20 protein-coding genes are annotated in these 19,285 nt (G+C 67.2%); 4 read left to right on the top strand and 16 right to left on the bottom strand.

The features are described from left to right. A complete protein-coding gene (locus HV742_RS17790; RefSeq protein WP_054418837.1) occupies positions 1 to 1,071 on the bottom strand; it encodes an ABC transporter ATP-binding protein in 1,071 nt (356 codons plus the stop codon). Between the two features lie 197 nt (positions 1,072 to 1,268). Here HV742_RS17790 and HV742_RS17785 point away from each other — a divergent pair, with 197 nt between their 5' ends. Further along, on the top strand, positions 1,269 to 2,111 hold the full coding sequence (locus HV742_RS17785; protein ID WP_049070348.1) for an IclR family transcriptional regulator: 843 nt from the start codon (positions 1,269 to 1,271) through the stop codon (positions 2,109 to 2,111). A gap of 471 nt (positions 2,112 to 2,582) precedes the next feature. On the opposite strand, the gene HV742_RS17780 is transcribed toward HV742_RS17785, so the two are convergent. Together HV742_RS17780 and HV742_RS17775 are read right to left on the bottom strand one after the other, a co-directional pair. Continuing rightward, a complete protein-coding gene (locus HV742_RS17780) occupies positions 2,583 to 3,746 on the bottom strand; it encodes an alpha-hydroxy acid oxidase (protein ID WP_049070346.1) in 1,164 nt (387 codons plus the stop codon). 209 nt (positions 3,747 to 3,955) lie between these two features. Further along, positions 3,956 to 4,852, bottom strand: coding sequence for a phytanoyl-CoA dioxygenase family protein (locus tag HV742_RS17775; protein WP_049070344.1), 897 nt, complete (start codon positions 4,850 to 4,852; stop codon positions 3,956 to 3,958). Positions 4,853 to 5,013: 161 nt separating this feature from the next. Between HV742_RS17775 and HV742_RS17770 the strand changes: the two genes are divergently transcribed. Continuing rightward, the gene (locus tag HV742_RS17770) at positions 5,014 to 5,298 is read left to right on the top strand and encodes an acylphosphatase (protein WP_049070342.1); all 285 of its coding nucleotides are present in this window, start codon (positions 5,014 to 5,016) and stop codon (positions 5,296 to 5,298) included. 150 nt (positions 5,299 to 5,448) lie between these two features. Here HV742_RS17770 and HV742_RS17765 read toward each other — a convergent pair whose 3' ends face one another. The 6 genes from HV742_RS17765 to HV742_RS17740 all read right to left on the bottom strand — a co-directional run bounded on the left by HV742_RS17765 (position 5,449) and on the right by HV742_RS17740 (position 10,707). Further along, positions 5,449 to 6,354, bottom strand: coding sequence for an EamA family transporter (locus HV742_RS17765; RefSeq protein WP_175146027.1), 906 nt, complete (start codon positions 6,352 to 6,354; stop codon positions 5,449 to 5,451). 40 nt (positions 6,355 to 6,394) lie between these two features. Continuing rightward, positions 6,395 to 7,453 (bottom strand): threonine aldolase family protein, encoded by a 1,059-nt coding sequence (locus HV742_RS17760; RefSeq protein WP_175146026.1) that lies wholly within the window; start codon positions 7,451 to 7,453, stop codon positions 6,395 to 6,397. A 5-nt stretch (positions 7,454 to 7,458) separates the two neighbouring features. Next, positions 7,459 to 8,193, bottom strand: a complete 735-nt coding sequence (locus HV742_RS17755) for an amino acid ABC transporter ATP-binding protein (protein ID WP_049070339.1) — start codon at positions 8,191 to 8,193, stop codon at positions 7,459 to 7,461. Positions 8,194 to 8,244: 51 nt separating this feature from the next. Further along, positions 8,245 to 8,934, bottom strand: a complete 690-nt coding sequence (locus tag HV742_RS17750; protein WP_049070337.1) for an amino acid ABC transporter permease — start codon at positions 8,932 to 8,934, stop codon at positions 8,245 to 8,247. 8 nt (positions 8,935 to 8,942) lie between these two features. Continuing rightward, on the bottom strand, positions 8,943 to 9,695 hold the full coding sequence (locus HV742_RS17745) for an amino acid ABC transporter permease (protein WP_175146025.1): 753 nt from the start codon (positions 9,693 to 9,695) through the stop codon (positions 8,943 to 8,945). A gap of 103 nt (positions 9,696 to 9,798) precedes the next feature. Then, on the bottom strand, positions 9,799 to 10,707 hold the full coding sequence (locus HV742_RS17740; RefSeq protein WP_049070333.1) for an amino acid ABC transporter substrate-binding protein: 909 nt from the start codon (positions 10,705 to 10,707) through the stop codon (positions 9,799 to 9,801). A 171-nt stretch (positions 10,708 to 10,878) separates the two neighbouring features. On the opposite strand from HV742_RS17740, the gene HV742_RS17735 reads away from it, so the two are divergent. After that, positions 10,879 to 11,811, top strand: a complete 933-nt coding sequence (locus HV742_RS17735) for a LysR substrate-binding domain-containing protein (RefSeq protein ID WP_006389526.1) — start codon at positions 10,879 to 10,881, stop codon at positions 11,809 to 11,811. Between the two features lie 75 nt (positions 11,812 to 11,886). On the opposite strand, the gene HV742_RS17730 is transcribed toward HV742_RS17735, so the two are convergent. The 6 genes from HV742_RS17730 to HV742_RS17705 all read right to left on the bottom strand — a co-directional run bounded on the left by HV742_RS17730 (position 11,887) and on the right by HV742_RS17705 (position 17,807). Beyond that, on the bottom strand, positions 11,887 to 12,342 hold the full coding sequence (locus HV742_RS17730; protein ID WP_054418842.1) for a DoxX family protein: 456 nt from the start codon (positions 12,340 to 12,342) through the stop codon (positions 11,887 to 11,889). 11 nt (positions 12,343 to 12,353) lie between these two features. Then, positions 12,354 to 14,249: an amidohydrolase gene (locus HV742_RS17725; RefSeq protein WP_217482409.1), complete on the bottom strand. Its 1,896-nt coding sequence runs from the start codon at positions 14,247 to 14,249 to the stop codon at positions 12,354 to 12,356. A 129-nt stretch (positions 14,250 to 14,378) separates the two neighbouring features. After that, positions 14,379 to 14,639 (bottom strand): XapX domain-containing protein, encoded by a 261-nt coding sequence (locus HV742_RS17720; protein WP_049070330.1) that lies wholly within the window; start codon positions 14,637 to 14,639, stop codon positions 14,379 to 14,381. Between the two features lie 24 nt (positions 14,640 to 14,663). Next, on the bottom strand, positions 14,664 to 15,368 hold the full coding sequence (locus HV742_RS17715; protein ID WP_054418846.1) for a pirin family protein: 705 nt from the start codon (positions 15,366 to 15,368) through the stop codon (positions 14,664 to 14,666). A 42-nt stretch (positions 15,369 to 15,410) separates the two neighbouring features. Continuing rightward, positions 15,411 to 17,003 carry an MFS transporter gene (locus HV742_RS17710; protein WP_063580917.1) on the bottom strand — a complete coding sequence of 531 codons (1,593 nt, stop codon included), beginning with the start codon at positions 17,001 to 17,003 and terminating at the stop codon, positions 15,411 to 15,413. A gap of 117 nt (positions 17,004 to 17,120) precedes the next feature. Further along, complete coding sequence (locus tag HV742_RS17705; protein WP_047992354.1) at positions 17,121 to 17,807, bottom strand: hydrolase; 687 nt, start codon at positions 17,805 to 17,807, stop codon at positions 17,121 to 17,123. Positions 17,808 to 18,122: 315 nt separating this feature from the next. Between HV742_RS17705 and HV742_RS17700 the strand changes: the two genes are divergently transcribed. Continuing rightward, entirely contained in the window at positions 18,123 to 19,046 is a 924-nt protein-coding gene (locus HV742_RS17700) for a LysR family transcriptional regulator (RefSeq protein WP_059268724.1), read from the top strand. Between the two features lie 93 nt (positions 19,047 to 19,139). On the opposite strand, the gene HV742_RS17695 is transcribed toward HV742_RS17700, so the two are convergent. After that, positions 19,140 to 19,285, bottom strand: a 146-nt coding sequence (locus tag HV742_RS17695; RefSeq protein WP_175146023.1) for an IS3 family transposase, incomplete at its 5' end; no start/stop codon positions are given.

Below are 19,285 nucleotides of genomic sequence, written 5' to 3'. Positions count from 1 at the left end.
TCAGGCCTCTTCGGCAACGGCCGCGACGGGCAGCACGCGCAGCACGCCCTCGGCCCAGTCCAGGCCGATCTGGTCGCCATCATCGTGCGGCCGGCGGCCGTCGTTGGGCGTGAGCACCGTCAGCGCCCCCACCGGCGAATCCAGCCCATACATCCACTGGCTGCCCAGGAAGTAGCGCGTGCTGACCACACAGGACAGTTTGCCCTGGCCGGCCGGCACCGGCACCAGCTTCTCCGGCCGCAGCGACAGCTGCACACTGTCGCCATGGCGCAGCCCCGCGCCGTCGACCAGCACGCGCAGCGCGCCGGTCTCCACCTCGGCCTGCGCGCCGCAGCGCGTCACGCGGCCCGGCAGCAGATTGGTCTTGCCGACGAAACGAGAGATGAACTCGCTCTGCGGATGCTCGTACATGCGGTAGGGCGCATCCACCTGCGTGGCGCGGCCGTCCTGCATCACCACCACGCGGTCGCTGATGGACAGCGCCTCGGCCTGGTCGTGCGTCACCATCACGGTGGTGGTGCCGATCTGCTTCTGGATGCTGCGCAGCTCGAACTGCATGTCCTCGCGCAGCTTGGCGTCCAGGTTCGACAACGGCTCGTCCAGCAACAGCACCGGCGGCCGGATCACCAGCGCGCGCGCCAGCGCCACCCGCTGGCGCTGCCCGCCCGACAGTTCACGCGGAAAGCGGTCGGCGTGCTTGTCCAGCTTCACCAGCGCCAGCGCCTCGCGCACCCGCGCCTGGCGCTCGGCGCGCTCGACCTTGCGCATCTTCAGCCCGAACGCCACGTTGTCCGCCACCGTCAGGTGCGGAAACAGCGCATAGCTCTGGAACACGATGCCCAGTCCGCGCGTGTTCGGCTTGGCATGGGTGATGTCGCGGCCATCGAGCGTGATGCTGCCGCGCGTCACGTCGGCAAAGCCCGCGATCATCTGCAGCGTGGTGGTCTTGCCGCAGCCCGACGGCCCCAGCAAGGACACGAATTCCCCTTTCTCGACCGCCAGGCTCAGGTCCGAGACCACCCGCAGGTCGCCGTAATTCTTGGAGACGTTGTCCAGCCGCAGAAATGACATATTCCAACCCCCTGCCCGGTAAGGCGCGGTGCGCGGGACCCGCCCGCGTTGCAATCGATGCAGGGCAGTCTAGGAGGGGCCGAAAAGGCCGGTCAATTAGGGTTTTCCGAAGAATCGAATTTTCTACTTATTATTTCCGTATAGCTGAATTTCCTGATAAAAATACAGCCGTATATTTTGATTATCGGAATTGAACAATGAAGAAATCAGAAGCCGCCGACGACGCCGGCGCTCAGGGCGTCCTGCAACGCGCCTTCGCCGTGCTGCGCGTCCTGTCCGACGCCAAGGGCGAAAAATTGCGCCTGACCGACATCGCCGCCCGCACCGGCCAGGCCCAGGCCACCGTGCACCGCGTGCTGCAGGGCCTGGTGCAGGAAGGCATGGTCGAACAGCCCGCGCAGAGCAAGGGCTACCAACTCACCGTCGCCTTCTTCTCGCTCGCGGCCAACGCCGGCAACCACCAATCGACCCTGCGTTCGATCTACCGTCCCGCCATGCTGCGCCTGAGCGGCATGCTCAACGACACCATCTTCCTGCTGGTGCGCAGCGGCTTCGACGCCGTCTGCCTGGACCGCATCGACGGCGCCTTCCCGGTGCGCTCGCACACCGGCGACATCGGCGGCCGCGTCCCGCTCGGCCTCGGCCAGGGCGGCCTGCTGCTGCTGGCCAACCTGCCAGACGCCGAACGCGAGGAAGTCCTGCGCTTCAACATCCCGCGCCTGCACCACCTGGGCTTCGTCGACGAAATCACCATGCGCGCCGGCATCAAGGAATGCCAGGAACTCCAATACGCCCGCAGCAAGGGCCAGGGCATCTTCCCCAACATCGCCGGCCTCGCCGTCCCCGTGCACGACCCCAACGGCGTCACCGTCGCCGCCCTCAGCATCGCCGCCCCCGTAGAACGCATCAGCGACGAACGCCTGCCCCTGATCGTGGAGATCCTGCGCCGCGAAGCCGCCGGCATCAGCGCCCAACTCAACCCCTTCGACCCGGCGCTAAGGCGCCCCAGCCAATTCCTGGGAACCGGCAACCGCGACTGAAACGACCAGCCACACCGCCCCCTCTCCCCACCCAAGGCCGGGCCAACCCAGCCCCGCGTCAACGTCGCGCAGCGCACATCGCGCCACCACAAGACACCGCGTAAGTCATGGCCGGCTGCCCGCGCAGCCGACCATGACGGGCAACGCACACTCTTCATGCCCCCTCCGCTCCAACAACGCCTCAACTCTCGACACCCGCAGGCCGGCGCGGCGAGGGGCGGGCGGGGCGCGCCGCGTAGATGCGCCCGAGGGAATCCGTAGGCAGCCGCCTCAGGCGGCAACGAGGATGACGATGGGGCAGTCCGGAGCGAAGGCTCCGGACCGCAATCGTAGGCGCGCCCCGCCCGCCCCTCGCCGCGCCGGCCGACCTACGAAGCACGACTCGCCAAGCAAAAACCCCAAAGCAAGAAAACAAAAAAGCCGGCAAGCCGCAACAGCGACCCACCGGCTTCCAGCCAATCAGCGCAACGCTCAAACGGGATAAGTCCCCGGCAGCAGAATGCTCCGATCCCCGACTTCGATATTGCGCCGCCCGCAAAGCGCCATCGTCGTATCCATTTCCTTGTACAGGATCTCCAGCACGCGCTTGACGCCCGCCTGCCCATATGCGCCCAGGCCGTAAAGGAACGCCCGCCCGATCATCGCGCCGCGCGCGCCCAGCGCCACCGCCTTGAGGATATCCTGCCCCGAGCGCACGCCGCCATCCATCCACACTTCGATCTTCGAGCCCACCGCATCTGCAATGCCAGGCAGCGCCGCGATCGACGACATCGCGCCATCGAGCTGGCGCCCGCCGTGGTTGCTGACGATCAGCGCATCCGCCCCGCTGTTGGCCGCCAGCTGCGCATCCTCGACATCCAGGATGCCCTTGATGATCAGCTTGCCGCCCCAGCGCTGCTTGATCCACTCCACATCGTCCCAGCTCAGGCGCGGATCGAACTGCTCGGCCGTCCACGACGACAGCGACGACAGGTCGCTCACGCCCTTCGCATGGCCGACGATGTTGCCGAACGTGCGGCGCTTGGTGCCCAGCATGCCCAGGCACCAGCGCGGCTTGGTCGCCAGGTTGATGAGATTGCGGAGGGTCGGCTTGGGCGGCGTCGACAGCCCGTTCTTGATGTCCTTGTGGCGCTGGCCCAGGATCTGCAGGTCCAGCGTCAGCACCAGCGCCGAGCAGCCCGCCGCCTTGGCGCGGTCGATCAGGTTGCCGACGAACTCGCGGTCGCGCATCACGTACAGCTGGAACCAGAACGGCTTGCCGGTGGCCGCCGCCACGTCTTCCAGCGAGCAGATGCTCATGGTCGACAGCGTGAACGGCACGCCGAAATCGGCCGCCGCCTTGGCCGCCAGGATCTCGCCATCGGCGTGCTGCATGCCGGTCAGGCCCGTCGGCGAAATCGCCAGCGGCATCACCGCATCCTGGCCCACCAGCGTGGTGCGCAGCGAACGGCCTTCCATGTTCACCGCCACGCGCTGGCGCAGCTTGATCTTCTGGAAATCGCTTTCGTTGGCGCGGTAGGTGCCCTCGGTCCAGGCGCCCGAATCGGCGTAGTCGTAGAACATGCGCGGCACGCGCTTGCGCGCGATCGCGCGCAGGTCTTCGATGCAGGTGATCGTGGAAAGGTCAGCGGTCATGGTTATTCTTCTGGGGAAAGAGGGGTCGCGATCCCGCAGCGCGCCCACCCCTGCGCGCAACCCGCCCGCGTCGCCAGGACATCCGGGGTCGCGCATGGCGGCCAGGCCCTGCGGCGCCGCCCAGTATACGCGCCGAGGCCGGCAAGCGTCCCTTGCCGGCCCCGTGCCCCCCCTACGTCGCCGCCGATTGCCCGGCCGCCGCGCCGCCGCTACCTCGGCCAGACCTTGCTCACCGCCCGGATCGTGGCCCACGCCACCCAGCGCGGGCTGGTCAAGCGCGCCGCTGGCAGGCGCCGCATCACATCCACCGCCAGGCCGCCGCGGCGATGCCATTCCTTCTTGCGCGTCTGGCTGTCGGTCCAACGGCCTTCCAGCCACGGAAACTCGCGCCGTCCCGGCTTGTAGACCGGCGGCGTGTTGTAGATCAGGATGTACGCCAGCCGCGGCTGCGGCGAGGTATTGGCGCCGGTGAAATGCAGCGTGCGCGCATCGTGCACGGTGCAGCCGCCGGGTTGCAGCGGTTCGGCCACCGCCTGCTCGCGCGGGAAGTCGGCGCAGCATTCGAGCGGATGCAGCGTCTTGTCGCCGCCCGGCGAGCGGTGCTCCAGCACCTCGCCCTTGTTCGATCCCGGAATGAACTGCATGCAGCCGTTCTCCAGCGTGGCCGGCTGCAGCGCCAGCCAGATACTCAGCTCGTTGTAGATGAAATCGGGCGAACGGAACGCCTCGTCCTGGTGCCACGGCGTCTCGGGCCCGACCAGCGCCGGCTTGAGCAGCGCGTGTTCGCCGTACAGCGCGGCGTCCTCGCCCAACAGCTGGCGCGCCAGCTCCAGCGTGCGTTCGTGATACTGGGTCTTCAGCAGGCCCGGGGCATAATGGCGAGGATCGTGCAGACTGGGAAACTTGGCCGGCTTGGTCGGGTCGTCGCGGCTGATGAAGTCGTACTGCGCCCCCTCGTTATAGCCGGTCTTGTTCGCGAACAAGTCCAGCAACGTGCGCCGGATGTAGCCCACCTCGTCCTGCGGGCACATATCCTGCAGGGCCAGGTAGCCCCGTTCCCTGTACCGCGCTGTTTCTGCTTCCGACAACAAACTGGTCTCTTCCATAATGGCTTCTCCAAGCTTTGCTTGCGGGCGTTCCCGTTGGCACGTTTCGACATGTGCACTAACGTATCGCTTCGATGCCCGGGGGGCCTATCGACCATCCGCTGTAGCCGGAACCGTCTAGCCCGCCGGCGCGCCGCGGCGCATCATCCGAAGGAATTCCAATGCAAGACACCCATATAGAAACCGTTCATGTGACCGTCAGCGGCGCCGTACAGGGCGTGGGCTACCGCCATGCCGCCGTGCGCCGCGCCCACCTGCTGGGCGCGCGCGGCTGGGTGCAGAACATGCTGGACGGCACCGTGCAGGCGCTGGTGCAGGGCACGCCCGACCAGGTCGATCACATGCTGGAATGGCTGCGGCGCGGGCCGCCGGGCGCCGAGGTCACCGAAATGGTCACGCGACGGGAGTACACCGACAAGCGCTACGCCCATTTCGAACAGCTGTAGAACGCACGCCAGGCGTCCCGCCTTTCATCCCAAAGTGGGTGGAGGACATGGCCAGGGAAGGATGAATACCGCGGGATGAGAACCGGCGCAGCAACGCCGAGGCGGGCGCGGCGACCGCCGAATCGACGAAGCGCAATGCGCGCGGCGGGATCAGCGGTTGCGCAGCCAGCGCCCGCCCACCTGGTTGATGACCAGCCCCATCAGCACGCAGCCCGCGCCGGCCCACTGCAACGGCTGCAACCGTTCGTCGAAGGCCGCCGATGCGGCCCACAACCCCACCACCGGCACCAGCAGCGAGAACGGCGCGATCTTGGCGGCCGGATGGCGCGTCAGCAGCTGGGTCCACAGGGTATAGGCCAGCAGCGTGGCCAGCACCGCCAGGTACAGCACCGACAGCGCCTCGCCCCAGCCGATGCCCAGGATCATGTCCGTCACCGCGTCCCAGCCATCCGCCATCACCGCCAACGCCAGAAAGGGCAACACCGGCGCGGCGCTGCTCCAGGCAATGAAGGCGAAAGGATCGTAGCCAGGGGCCTTGCGGCTGGCCAGCCGCACGATGATGTTGGACACCGCCCACATGGAAGCCGCGCCCAGCGTCAGGACAAAGCCCACCATGGTCATCTGCCCCGGCCCGTCGCCGCGGCCCGCGGCGATCACCGCCAGCCCCAGCGCCGCCACGCCCAATCCGGCCCAATGATGCGGCCGGGCTCGCTCGCGCAGTATCGGCGCGGCCAGCAGCAGCGTGAAGAACGCCTGGGTCTGGATCACCAGCGAAGCCATGCCCGCCGGCATGCCGAACTTGAGGGCCGTGAACAACAGGCCGAACTGGCCCAGGCCCTGCACCAGTCCATAGGCCGCGATCCATTGCCAGGGCAGGCGCGGCGGCCGCACGAACAACACCAGGGGGAAAGCCGCCAGGGCGAACCGCAGGGCGCCCAGCATCATGGGCGAGAGGCCTTTGAGGCCGAACTTCATGACCACGAAGTTCAGGCCCCAGATCACCACTACCGCCAGCGCGCAGAGATAGTCTTTCTTGGAGAGGTGGGTAGCGGACATGCCTGCATTATCGCATCGCCCGCCCCCGAAAAACGCCGATTCAGCGGCTTGCCAGCACCTTTTTGAAGGCCTCGATGGCGCGGTCGATGTCCTCGTCGTCGATATGGCGGTGCGTCACGCAGCGCAGGCGCGTGCGGCCCCACGGCCGCGTCAGCAGGCCCGCGCCTTCCAGCGCCGTGACCCAGTGCGCATTGGTCATGCCCGTGTCGGCGGTCTCGACCTGGACGATGTTGGTCTGCGGCACCGTGGCCGACAAGGACGGATCGAGCCGGTTCAGGCCATCGCTCAGGCGGCGCGCGCGCGCGTGGTCCTCGACCAGGCGGTCGCCCATGGTCTGCACGCCTTCCAGCCCGGCCGCGGCCATGATGCCGGCCTGGCGCTGCGTGCCGCCAAGCATGCGGCGCAGCATGCGGGCGCGCGCCATCACCGGCCGCGCGCCGGTCAGCACCGCGCCCACCGGCGCGCTCAGGCCCTTGGACAGGCACAGCGACACCGTGTCGGCATGGCGCGTGATCTCGGCCGGCGCCACGCCCAGCGCCACCGCGGCGTTGAACAGGCGCGCCCCGTCCAGGTGCACCGGCACGCCGCAGTCCTGCGCCATGCCATGGACCGCCTGCATGTGTTCCAGCGGCAGCACCGTGCCGCCAGCGTTGTTGTGCGAAGTCTCCATCGCCACCAGCGCGGTCTTGAGCTTGTGGCCGCCGGACTGCAGCGCGTCTTCCAGGCGGTTCAGGTCCATGGCACCATCGGTGCCCGTCACGCCCTGGTAGAACAGCCCGGTGAAAGTGGCGGCGCCGCGCTCGGACGTATACATGTGCGCGGCCGATTCCAGCACCACCTGCTCGTTGCGCTGGCTCTGCGCCAGCACCGCCAGCAGGTTCGCCATGGTGCAGCTGGGCACGAACAGCCCGGCTTCCTTGCCCAGGCGCGCGGCAACGTGGGCCTCCAACGCGCGCACGCTGGGGTCGCCATCGAGCCCGTCGTCACCGATCGGGGCGGTGCGCATGCGCTCGTACATGGCGGCGGTGGGGTGGGTCACCGTGTCGCTGCGCAGGTCGACGAGTGCGCTGGAGGAGTCGACGGAAATCCGCTGGGTCATAACAATCAGTGCTGCAGAATTTTGGAAAGAAACTGGCGCGTGCGCGGCGCGCGCGCCTCGACATCGTCGAAGAAGGCCGTCTTCGGGCAGTCTTCGACGATCTTGCCGCCGTCCATGAAAATCACACGGTCGGCGACGCGGCGGGCGAACCCCATTTCATGGGTCACCACCATCATCGTCATGCCTTCGCCGGCCAGGTCAGTCATCACGTCCAGCACTTCGTTGACCATCTCCGGATCCAGCGCCGAGGTCGGCTCGTCGAACAGCATCACCACCGGATCCATCGACAGGGCGCGGGCGATCGCCACGCGCTGCTGCTGGCCGCCGGACAGCTCGCCCGGATGCTTGTCCTTGTGCGCCGACAGGCCGACCCGCTCCAGCAGCGCCAGCGCGCGGGCGCGGGCCTCGTCCTTGCCGCGCTTGAGCACCTTGAGCTGGCCCAGGCACAGGTTCTCGGTCACCGACAGGTGCGGGAACAGCTCGAAGTGCTGGAACACCATGCCGGCCACCGAACGCAGCTTGGGCAGGTCGGTGCGTGGATCGCCCACATGGATGCCGTTGACCACGATGTCGCCCTTCTGGAAGGGTTCGAGCGCGTTGACGGTCTTGATCAGGGTCGACTTGCCCGACCCGGACGGGCCGCACACCACCACGACCTCGCCCCGGCCAACGGTGGTGGAGCAGTCATCCAGCACCTGGAAGTCGCCATACCACTTGCTGACCTGCTTGATCTCGATCATCGGGGGTTTCGAAGAGAGTTGCATCGTTGGACCTGTGGATAACCTGGGCGCCTAGCGCAGCACCCGCACGCGCTTTTCCAGCCGTTTGACCAGACGGGATGCCGTGAAGCAGATCACGAAATACACCACCGCCACGAAGAGATAGAGTTCCACCAGCCGGCCGTCGCGCTGGCCGATCTTGGACGCCGCGCCCAGGAAGTCGGTCAGCGACAGCACGTACACCAGCGAGGTGTCCTGGAACAGGATGATGACCCGCGTCAGCAGCGCCGGCACCATGTTGCGGATGGCCTGCGGCAGGATCACGTAGCGCATGCCCTGCCAGTGGTTCAGGCCCAGCGCCATGCTGGCCGAGACCTGGCCGCGCGAGATCGACTGGATGCCGGCGCGCATGATCTCGCAGAAGTACGCGGCCTCGAACAGCGTGAACGTGACCACCGCCGAATTGAACGCTCCCACCCGCAGCGGCGTGGGCGAACCCACGATCCAGGCGGCGATATAGGGCACCAGGAAGTAGAACCAGAAGATCACCAGCAGCAGCGGCACCGAACGCATCACGTTCACGTAGATGCCCGCCGGCACCGACAGGATCCGGAAGCGCGACAGCCGCATCATGGCCAGCACCGTGCCCAGCGCCAGCCCCATCACCGCCGCCAGCAGCGTCAGGGTCAGCGTGAAGGTCATGCCGGTCTGGAACAGGTACGGCAGCGCGCTGCCGATGACGTCGAAATCGAATTTGCCCATGTCGATTCCTAGCGCCCGTTCCTGGCCGCCGCGCCGATCAGGCCGGGAACCGCCACATGGCGTTCAAGCAGGCGCATGCCCAGGACCACGATGCCGTTCAGGATCAGGTAGATCACGGTCGCGGCCGTGAAGGCCTCGAAGATATGGAAGCTGAACTCGGCCATCGAGCGGGTCTGGCCGGTCAGTTCCAGCAGGCCGATGGTCAGCGCCACCGACGAATACTTGATCGTGCCCATGAACTCCGAGGTCAGGGGCGGCAGCACGATGCGATAGGCCTCGGGCAGGATGATGTAGCGGTACACCTGCGTCTCGGTCAGCCCCAGCGCCGTGCCCGCCTGAAACTGGCCGCGCGGCAGCGACTGGATGCCGGCGCGCAGCTGCTCGGCCACGCGCGCCGAACCGTAGAAGCCCAGGCACAGCACCGCCGGCAGGAATTGCCCCCAGGGCTGCGGCATCTGCTTCATGGCCAGCCCCCAGGCGTGCGGCAGCAGCTCGGGCAGCACGAAGTACCACAGGAACATCTGCACCAGCAGCGGCACGTTGCGGAAAATCTCGACATAGGTCGCGCCGACGGCATTGGCCAGGCGCGACGAGGCGGTGCGCATCACGCCCAGGCACGACCCCAGCAACAGCGAGAACACCCACGCCGTCAGGGCCAGCGCCAGGGTCCAGCCCACGCCGATCAGGATCGTCTCCAGGAAGGTATGCACGCCGTCGGGCGACATCTCCAGGAAGATGCTCCAGTTCCAGTTGTAATTCATGCTTCAGGACCTGTGGACAACCAAAGAAGAGGGCGCCGGCGGGCGGCGCCCCGGGTCGCGCGGCGCCGCGACGCCCATGACGGGGCCGCCGCGGCGGGCCGGCTTACTCGTAGGCCTTGGGGTCGCCGGAGTCGGTCGGATGCGCCAGCGCGCGCTTGAGCGCGTCGCTCATCGGGTACTTCAGGTTGATCTGCTTGGGCGGGATCGGCGAGTTGAAGTACTTGTCGTAGATCGCGGCGACGCGGCCGGTCTTGATCAGGTCCAGCACGGCGTCGTCCACCACCTTCTTGAAGGCCGGATCGTCCTTGGGCTGCATGATGCCGTAGGGCGCCAGTTCCAGGCCCTTGGTGCCGATCACGAAAGCGTCCGGGTTCTTGGACGAGGCCACCACGCCATAGGCGATGCCGTCATCGTTGGCCGACCCGGCGGCGCGTCCGGATTCCACCATCAGCAGCGTTTCCGCCGTATCCTTGGTGGGCGCCATGCTGATGCCCAGGTTGCCCTCGGCGTTCAGGCGCGAGATCAGCTTGAAGGTCTGGCCGCCGGCCTGCGCGGCGATGGTCTTGCCGCGGAACGACGCCAGGTTGTTGGGATCGACGCCGCCGTCCTTGCGCGCCACCAGCACCACCTGCGCCACGAACGTGGTGGGCGCGAACGACACCAGCTTGTGGCGTTCGAGGTTGTTGGTGGTGTTGCCGCATTCCAGGTCGATGGTGCCGTTGGCCAGCAGCGGGATACGGGTGGCGGACGTGGTCGGGTTGTAGCGCACGTCCAGCTTGGGCAGTTTCAGCGCGGTCTTGATGTGCTGGGCGATTTCCTGGCAGATCTCGACGGTATAGCCGATCGGCTTCTGGTTGCCGTCCAGGTAGGCGAACGGCACCGAGGTCTCGGGGTGGCCGATGGTGATCACGCCGGTGTCGCGGATCTTGTCCAGGCGGCTGGGGCCTTCGGCGTGGGCGGCGGCGCTGCCGAACAGGGCAGCGGCGACCGAAATCGCGGCAAATGCTTTCATCGTATTCCCTTGGCGCCGGTCGTGCGGCGCGTGTTTATGTTCACGAACAGCGGTGCCGGATTGCATGCGAACCGCCGCGTCCCGCGATGAGCCCCGCGGCTGGCAAAAAGTATCAACTAGCGTTATGGTTTTATCCAGTTCCAATCGGGTATTCCTCTATACGGATTTGATATGGCCATTACACGAATGGGCTTGCGACACATCGAGGCTTTCCGTGCTGTCATGATGACCGGATCCATGACGGCGGCGGCGCGACGAGTGCACACCTCGCAGCCGCACGTTAGCCGCTTAATCGCGCAATTGGAAGCAATCACCCAGTTTCCCCTGTTCGACCGCAATGGCAGCCGCCTGACCCCCACCCAGGACGGCTCGCGCTTCTTTCAAGAGGTGGAAAAGACCTTCATTGGCCTGGCCGGCCTGGAATCGGCGGCGGCCAGCATCCGCTCGTTCAGCGCCAGCCGCCTGAGCGTGGCCGCCATGCCGCGCCTGGCCGGCGGCCTGCTGGCGCGCATCGTGGCCGCCTTCAAGACCGAATACCCGGACGTCATGGTCTCGATCCACTCCGGCAACGCCAGCGCCGTGCACAACTGGATCAGCTCGGGCTTCTGCGACACCGGCCTGGCCATGCTGTCGGGCGACAGCCCCGGCATCCAGGTTGAACCGGTGCTGACCATGAACTGCGTGGCGGTGCTGCCCAAGGGCCACCGGCTGACCAAGCTGAAAAAGCTCAAGCCCGCCGACTTCGCCGGCGAACCCTTCATCGCCTTCCCCAGCGCCACGCCGCTGCGGGAGAAGATCGACGCGGTCTTCAAGGCCGCCAAGGTCGAGCGCCAGACGGTGGCCGAAGCCGGGCTGGGCTCGTCGGTCTGTGCGCTGGTCGGCGCCGGCCTGGGCGTGGCGCTGATCAACCCGCTGGCGGCGCGCGAGGAATACGAAGCCAACGGCGTCGAGGTCCGCCCCTTCAGCCCGGCGGTGCCGGTCACGGTGGCGCTGCTGTACCCGCCGTACCATACCCGTACCCGGCTGGTGAGCGTGTTCTCGCGCTATGCGCACCAGCTGATGCAGGAGGAAATGGCGGACCTGAAGGCGCGGCCGGGGCGGTGAGGGCAGCGGCCCCCCTCGCCTGGAAACGACAAGGCCCCGGAATCGGGGCCTTTTTTTGCCCGCGGCGTCCCGCCGTCAGGCGGTCGCGCCGTCCGGGCGCGGCTCGCGCAGATCCAGCCACGCCACCAGCAACAATCCCCCCGCCAGCCCCAGGTGCTCATAGAACGCATTGGCGGCCATGAAGCGTTCCTGGCCGACCGGCATCTCCCAGTAGCGCAGCGCAATGCCCGTGGCCGCCAGCGTGAAGACAGCCAGCGCCAGCGCCCCCAGCCAGCGCAGGCGGCCGCTCAGGATCATGGCGGAGGCCGCCAGTTCCAGCGCGATCACCAGCACCGCGAACAACGGTCCGGGCGCCAGCCCGAAATGCGCCATCTCCGCCAGCGCGCCGGGAAAGTCGGTCAGCTTGACCAGCCCGCCCTGCAGGTACGCGGCGCACAGGCCCAGGTAGGCCAGGAACCGCACGGCGGAGGAGCCGAACAGCGGCCGGGCCAGGCTGGCCAGCCGCCGCTCCCATTGAAAGGTCGCGTTCATGGCCGGCCTCCTCAGACTGCCCAGCAGGAACAACCCAGCGCGCCGAAGAAGCCCTGGAGGTCGGAACTGGGCGCGTTCGAGGCCCAGGCCTTGGCATGGTCATGCCCATGCAGCCCGCAGCTGCTGGCGCACGCGCAGGCCGCCATGTTGCGGTAGCCCAGCGAATTGCGGCCGGCGCCGTCGGGGTCGCCCCAGGCGGCATAGCCGCCGAACAGGCGCGTGGGCGACCAGTCCGGCATGGCCGGCGGCAGCGCGTTGTCGTCCTCGGACCCGAATTCGCCCGCGCCGTAGACCACGCGGCCGCCGACCACCGTCAGGTCCGAGGTCAGGAACGAGATCTCGTCCTCGCTGCAGCGGAAGTAATCCTTGCTCGGCACGATGAAGTCGGCCAGCTGGCCCGGCTGAATGCGGCCGCGCTTGCCTTCCTCGTTGGCGAACCAGGCCACGTTCTCGGTCCACATGCGCAGCGCGGTCTCGCGGTCCAGGCAGTTGCGCGCCGGATAGAGGCGCGTGCCGCCCACGGTCTTGCCGGTCACCATCCACGACAGCGACACCCAAGGGTTGTAGGACGCGACCCGGGTGGCGTCGGTGCCGGCCGAGACCTTCACGCCGCGATCCAGCATCTTGGCGATGGGCGGGGTGGCCTCGGCCGCGGCCGCGCCGTAGCGCTCGATGAAGTACTCGCCCTGGTAGGCCATGCGGTGCTGCACGGCAATGCCGCCGCCCAGCGCGGCGATGCGGTCGATCGACTTGTCGGAAATGGTCTCGGCATGGTCGAAGAACCAGTTCAGCCCGGTCAGCGGCGTGTCCTGGTTGACCTTCTCGAACACGTCCAGCGCGCGCGAAATGGTCTCGTCATAGGTGGCATGCAGCCGCCACGGCCACTTGTTCTGCACCAGCACGCGCACCACTTCCTCCAGCTCGCCTTCCATCTCCGGCGGCATGTCCGGGCGCTCGATGCGGAAGTCCTCGAAGTCGGCGGCCGAGAACACCAGCATTTCGCCGGCGCCGTTGTGGCGGAAGTAGTCGGTGCCCTGCTTGTACTTCACGCTCGAGGTCCACTTGAGAAAGTCTTCCTTCTCCTGCTTGGGTTTCTGCGTGAACAGGTTGTAGGCCAGCCGCACCGTCATCTGCCCTTCGTCGGCCAGCTTCTGGATCACGGCGTAGTCGTCGGGATAGTTCTGGAAGCCGCCGCCCGCGTCGATCACGCCGGTCACGCCCAGGCGGTTCAGCTCGCGCATGAAATGGCGCGTGGAATTGACCTGGTAGTCGAACGGCAGCTTGGGGCCCTTGGCCAGCGTGGCGTACAGGATGGTCGCATTCGGCTTGGCCAGCAGCAGCCCGGTGGGGTTGCCCTGCGCGTCGCGGATGATCTCGCCGCCCGGCGGATTGGGCGTGGTCTTGGTGTAGCCCACCGCGCGCAGCGCGGCGCCGTTGAGCAGGGCGCGGTCATACAGGTGCAGCAGGAACACCGGCGTGTCGGGCGCGATGGCGTTGATTTCTTCGATCGTGGGCAGGCGCTTCTCGGCGAACTGGTGCTCGGTGAAACCGCCCACCACCCGCACCCATTGCGGCGCCGGCGTGATGGCGACCTGGCGCTTGAGCATCGCCATGGCGTCGGCCAGCGAGCGCACGCCGTCCCAGCGCAGTTCCATGTTGTAGTTCAGGCCGCCGCGCACCACATGGGTGTGGTTGTCGAACAGGCCGGGCAGGGCGCTGCGCTGCTTGAGGTCGACGCGCCGGGTGCCGGGCCCGGCCAGTGCCATGACCTCGGCGTCGGTGCCGACGGCGACGAAGCGGCCGTCCTTGATGGCCACGGCGCTGGCCAGCGGCTTGGCGCGGTCCAGCGTGGTGATGCGGCCGTTGTGGAAGATGACATCGGGAGTGGCGTTCGAGGCATTTGACATGGGGGGTTCTCCTTTGGAACGGGCAGTGGCACATCCGCCCAACAGGCTGTTCAGAGCAAGCGTGGAAGCAACACCGATAAGGTCGCGGCGGGTCGGCATACGATTATCTCCTCTGGTGCGGGAAGGGAATCAGCTGTGATCCTTGTCTTTCACCTGTCGGCCGGGCAGTTGCCCGAATACGTGGCTGACCGCCTTCTCCTTGTCGCAGGCGGCAACGAACGCCGTGCCGTTGAGCAGTTGCTTGCCCACCGGCACGATCTGCTCGCCGACCAGGATGCCGAGCAGGCCGATCAGCGCCACCAGCGGCGGCGCGGGCGAACGCACCTGCAGCAGGCTGTACACCACGCCGACCAGCAGGCCGGCGCCCAGGGAAAGTAGATAGATCTTCATGTGCGTCCTCGTGTGTGTGATGGGTCATGCATGGGTATCGGCCAACAGCAGCTCGGCATCGTCCAGCGCGGTGATGCGCACGTCGGTCTCGTCCAGGATCGCGGCGCCGTCGCCGCTGCCGATCTCGACATCGTTGATGGTCAGCCGTCCCTTGGAAGACACCAGGTAGCCACGGCGCCGTCCGTGCGCAAAGCGATACGTGGCGGCTTCACCGGCCTTGAGCGCCACGGCCAGCAGCCGCGCGTCGCTGCGGATCGGCAGGGCGTCGTCGTCACCCTCGATGCCGCTGGCCAGCGTGACGAAGCGGCCGTGGCAGGCCTCGCGGGCGAACGACTTGCGGCCCCAGCTGGGCGGCACGCCGCGGCGGTCCGGCTCCAGCCAGATCTGGAACACGCGCGCGGGGCCGCCTTCCATATTGAATTCGGCGTGCGTCACGCCGCTGCCGGCGCTCATGACCTGCACGTCGCCGGCACGCGTGCGGCCGCGGTTGCCCAGGTCATCCTCGTGCGTCAGCGCGCCTTCGCGCACGCAGGTAATGATTTCCACATCCGTGTGCAGCAGCGGTTCAAAGCCCGCGCCTGGCGCGATGGTCTCGTCGTTCCAGGCGCGTAGCGCCCCCCAGCGCATGCGCGCGGGATCCTGGTAGTTGGCAAAGGAGAAATGGTGCTTCACGTCGAGCCAGCCACGGCGGGCATGGCCCAGGGTAGTAAGGGGACGGCGCTCGATCATGACGAGACTCCAGGTCGGGGGAATGGGTGCCGCGCGTTGCGGTCAGCGTTTCAACGCCAGGAAGTGATGCACTTCGGGTTTGTCGGGACCGATGTGAAAGCGCAGCGCTTCGGCTTGCAGGTCGGCATCGGCGTGCGAGACGCGATGGTGCTGGCGCAGATGCTCGGCCCACGACTCCACGAAGAACCACTCCATCACGCGCTCCGGATCGCCCGTGTGCTCGACCACGCCCCAGGCGTAGGCGCCGTCGCGCAGTCGCTCCTGCGACAGGCGCTGCATCGCTTCCAGGAAGGCGGGACGATCCGCCTGCCGAACGCGATACTCGACCTGGATCAGCACCGGACCGCGGTCATTGGCCACCGGCGCGGACACCAGCGGCTCGGGCCAGTGGTTCGACGCCTGCAGGTCGGCCTCGCCCACCGGCAGCCGCGCCCGGTGAAACAGCAGCGCCACGGCCACCAAGCCGACCGCGCTCACCACCAGCGCATACGGCACGCCGATCTCCCGCGCCACCAGGCCCCAGCCCAGGCTGCCCGCCGCCATCGCGCCGTTGAACACCATCAGGTACACCGCCAGGCCGCGGCCCCGCACCCAGTTGGGCAGGATCGCCTGGGCCACGCCATTGAACGTGGTCAGCGCCGTGATCCAGCCCATGCCCAGCAGCACCAGCATCAGCACCGCCAGCCACTTGGGCGGCGCGAACACCAGCACGCCCATCACCACCGCGCTGACGACCGAGGCCAGCAGCACCAGGCCGTCGGCGTTGAGCTTGGCGCCCAGCTTGGGCATGACCAGCGCGCCGATGATGGCCCCCGCGCCCACGGCGCCCAGCAGCACGCCATAGAAGCCCGAGGAGCCGCCCAGCATCTGCCGCGCCACCAGCGGCAGCAGGGCCCAGACCGCGCTGGCGAACAGGAAGAACACGGCGGCGCGCAGCAGCACGCGATGCAGTTCCTTGCTGGCCCGCGTGTAGCGCAGGCCGGCCCGGAACGCGCCGAAGAAGTTCTCCGACAGGGCGCTGTCGACCTTGGCCGGGCGCTTCCACCACACCAGGGCGGCAATCACGAACGCATAGCTCAATACGTCCATGCCGTAGGTCACCGCCGCGCCGAAGCTGGCCAGGATCAGGCCGCCCGCCGCCGGACCGATGGCGCGCGCGATGTTGATGCCCAGGGAATTGAGCGCCACGGCGCCCTTGAGGTCCTCGCGCGGCACCAGCTCCGGCACGATCGACTGCCACGTCGGCCCCATCAGCGCCGCGCCGATGCCGCCGACGAACGTCAGGGCGATCAGGTAGTCCACCGTCAACGCGCCAAAGTGCGACAGCAGCAGCAACGTGCCGCTGACCGATGCCAGCAGCAACTGCACGAAGATCAGGAAACGCCGGCGGTCCAGGATGTCCGACAGCACGCCGGCCGGAATCGCCAGCAGGAAGATCGGCAGCGTCGCCGCCGTCTGGATCAGCGCCACCGCCGCCGGGCTGGCCGACAGGTCGGTCACCAGCCAGGAGCTGGCGACGTCACGCATGAAGCTGCCGACGTTGCCCAGCACCGCGGCCGCCCACAGCACGGCGAAGACGGGTTGGCGCAGCGGCGCGAAGCCGCTGCCCGGGGAATGAGGGGGGGTGTTCGGCATGGAACGCTCCTGGATCGCTCGGGGGTCGCCAGGGGCGTTCATCATGCCGCCTGCCGTGTTCGAAAGGGAATCACGCCGGCCGGGGGTGGCGGCGCCACCGCCGGCCCGGCAGGCGGCTTACTTGGCCGGGTTGGGGCCGATGCGTTCGCCGTGCGTCACGCGCTCGGCCAGCTTGTGGACGTGGGTGACGGCGTAGTCGATGCCCATGCCGTAGGCGCCCGAGTGTTCCTTGGCGATGCCGGTCACGGCGTCATAGGTCTCCTTGCGAGCCCAGTCGCGCTGCCACTCCAGCATCACCTGCTGCCAGGTCACCGGCACCACGCCGGCCTGGATCATGCGGTCCATCGCGTACTTGTGCGCGTCGGCCGAGGTGCCGCCCGAGGCGTCGGCCACCATGTAGATCTCGTAGTCGCCTTCCAGCATGGCGCACAGCGCGAAGGTGGTGTTGCAGACTTCGGTCCACAGGCCCGCCACCACGATCTTCTTGCGGCCGTTGGCGGCCAGCGCATCGCGCACGTTCTGGTCGTCCCACGAATTCATCGAGGTGCGTTCCAGGATCTTGTTCTCGGGGAACACGGCCAGCAGTTCGGGAAAGGTGTTGCCCGAGAAGCCGTCGGTTTCCACCGTGGTGATGGTGGTCGGGATGTTGAAGGTGCGCGCGGCCTTGGCCAGGCCCACCACGTTGTTCTTGAGCGTCTGGCGATCGATCGACTGCACGCCGAAAGCCATCTGCGGCTGCTGATCGATGAAGATGATCTGGCTGTTTTGCGGGGTCAGGACTTCGAGGTACTTGTTGGCGGACATGGTGGCTCTCTCTTTCAAGGAATCGTTCAAGGAAATGCGGCTAGGTGAATTCGGGCACTGCGCAAACCGTTCCGGCCTGCCCCGCTGCCGCCGTGTCCGAATGCCGCTTGAGGGGTTTCGTTCACGTCGTCTGTCGGTATGGGCATATTAGGGATCCGCCCTCCACCTGAGAATCCGCAACCGGGAATTGCATCCTTTCCATTTTTTGCATGATCCCCATGACCCGGGTGTTTCCCGCCCGGCCTTCCCCGGGCGTTCTTGTTCGTCACATAGCCAGCCGCTATCATCGACGCCACTTTCTTTGCGAGAATCATCATGAATAAACTGCCGGATCTGGAAGGCTGGGCGATCTTCGCCAAGGTCGCCGACACGGGCTCGTTCGCCAAGGCGGCGGCAGAACTGTCCCTGTCCCAGGCCACGGTGTCCAAGACCATCACCCGTCTGGAAACCAAGATGAAGACCATGCTGTTCCACCGCACCTCGCGCAGCATGTCGTTGACGGAGTCCGGCTATGCGGCGCTGGAGCGCGCCGCGCGCATCCTGGAAGAGGGCGAGGCGGTCGAAGCCGAGGTCACCGAGAAATCCACCAGCCTGCGCGGCAAGATCCGCCTGGCCGCGCCCATGTCCTTCGGCGTCACGCACCTGGCGCCGATGCTGCCGCCCTTCATGCAGGCGCATCCCGACGTGGACCTGGAGATCGAATTCAACGACAAGCAGTCGGACCTGGTGTCCGAGCGCTTCGACCTGGCCCTGCGCATCTCCAACCTGGTGGACTCGACGCTGCTGGCGCGGCGGCTGTGCTCGGTGCGCATCCTGCTGGTGGGCGCGCCCGGCTACTTCAAGCGCGCCGGCAAGCCCAAGCATCCGCGCGACCTGGCGCAGCACACCGCGCTGCAGTACATGTACGCGCGCAACGGCTCGAGCTGGCGCTTCCGCCACGAGAAGCACGGCGAGTTCTCGCAGTCGCTGCCGGTGCAGCTGAACGTCAACAACGCCGAGGCGCTGTCACCCGCGCTGCAGGCCGGCCTGGGCCTGGCGCTGCAACCGGAATTCCTGGCCTGGGAAGACCTGCAATCGGGCGCGCTGGAAACCGCCATGGACGACTGGCGGGTCGACCCCATCGCGCTGCACATCGTCACGCCGCCCGGGCGCCGGCGGCCGGCGCGGGTGCAGGCGCTGATCGAGTATCTGGCGGAACGGTTGACGGCGGAACCTTGGGCGAGTGACGTGCAGGGGTAGGCAACGGGCTGGGCAGGCGCCCCATGCAAAGGCGCCGGCAAATAAAAAGGGGCTGCGCAATGAACTGACCCCAAGAAGTTGGACGGTAAAAAGCTAAGGTCCGAAGGCCTGGGTCCGGTACTGAACCAGGCTCAGGCCTTTTAGCTTGAGCTTGATGCGGTGGTGATTGTAGTAGTGGATGTATTGGCGGATGCCGGCCTGTAGTTGCTCGATGCTCTCGAAGCGGTTCAGGTGGAAGA

The sequence above is a fragment of the Achromobacter ruhlandii genome (assembly GCF_902859695.1).
Lineage (GTDB): Bacteria > Pseudomonadota > Gammaproteobacteria > Burkholderiales > Burkholderiaceae_B > Achromobacter > Achromobacter ruhlandii.
This window is presented reverse-complemented; position numbering and strand designations above follow the sequence as displayed.

Excerpts from the sequence above, each read along its gene's own strand:
- HV742_RS17790 (WP_054418837.1), bottom strand. The coding sequence starts at position 1,071 with ATGTCATTTCTGCGGCTGGACAACGTCTCCAAGAATTACGGCGACCTG.
- HV742_RS17785 (WP_049070348.1), top strand. The coding sequence starts at position 1,269 with ATGAAGAAATCAGAAGCCGCCGACGACGCCGGCGCTCAGGGCGTCCTG.
- HV742_RS17780 (WP_049070346.1), bottom strand. The coding sequence starts at position 3,746 with ATGACCGCTGACCTTTCCACGATCACCTGCATCGAAGACCTGCGCGCG.
- HV742_RS17775 (WP_049070344.1), bottom strand. The coding sequence starts at position 4,852 with ATGGAAGAGACCAGTTTGTTGTCGGAAGCAGAAACAGCGCGGTACAGG.
- HV742_RS17770 (WP_049070342.1), top strand. The coding sequence starts at position 5,014 with ATGCAAGACACCCATATAGAAACCGTTCATGTGACCGTCAGCGGCGCC.
- HV742_RS17765 (WP_175146027.1), bottom strand. The coding sequence starts at position 6,354 with ATGTCCGCTACCCACCTCTCCAAGAAAGACTATCTCTGCGCGCTGGCG.
- HV742_RS17760 (WP_175146026.1), bottom strand. The coding sequence starts at position 7,453 with ATGACCCAGCGGATTTCCGTCGACTCCTCCAGCGCACTCGTCGACCTG.
- HV742_RS17755 (WP_049070339.1), bottom strand. The coding sequence starts at position 8,193 with ATGATCGAGATCAAGCAGGTCAGCAAGTGGTATGGCGACTTCCAGGTG.
- HV742_RS17750 (WP_049070337.1), bottom strand. The coding sequence starts at position 8,934 with ATGGGCAAATTCGATTTCGACGTCATCGGCAGCGCGCTGCCGTACCTG.
- HV742_RS17745 (WP_175146025.1), bottom strand. The coding sequence starts at position 9,695 with ATGAATTACAACTGGAACTGGAGCATCTTCCTGGAGATGTCGCCCGAC.
- HV742_RS17740 (WP_049070333.1), bottom strand. The coding sequence starts at position 10,707 with ATGAAAGCATTTGCCGCGATTTCGGTCGCCGCTGCCCTGTTCGGCAGC.
- HV742_RS17735 (WP_006389526.1), top strand. The coding sequence starts at position 10,879 with ATGGCCATTACACGAATGGGCTTGCGACACATCGAGGCTTTCCGTGCT.
- HV742_RS17730 (WP_054418842.1), bottom strand. The coding sequence starts at position 12,342 with ATGAACGCGACCTTTCAATGGGAGCGGCGGCTGGCCAGCCTGGCCCGG.
- HV742_RS17725 (WP_217482409.1), bottom strand. The coding sequence starts at position 14,249 with ATGTCAAATGCCTCGAACGCCACTCCCGATGTCATCTTCCACAACGGC.
- HV742_RS17720 (WP_049070330.1), bottom strand. The coding sequence starts at position 14,639 with ATGAAGATCTATCTACTTTCCCTGGGCGCCGGCCTGCTGGTCGGCGTG.
- HV742_RS17715 (WP_054418846.1), bottom strand. The coding sequence starts at position 15,368 with ATGATCGAGCGCCGTCCCCTTACTACCCTGGGCCATGCCCGCCGTGGC.
- HV742_RS17710 (WP_063580917.1), bottom strand. The coding sequence starts at position 17,003 with ATGCCGAACACCCCCCCTCATTCCCCGGGCAGCGGCTTCGCGCCGCTG.
- HV742_RS17705 (WP_047992354.1), bottom strand. The coding sequence starts at position 17,807 with ATGTCCGCCAACAAGTACCTCGAAGTCCTGACCCCGCAAAACAGCCAG.
- HV742_RS17700 (WP_059268724.1), top strand. The coding sequence starts at position 18,123 with ATGAATAAACTGCCGGATCTGGAAGGCTGGGCGATCTTCGCCAAGGTC.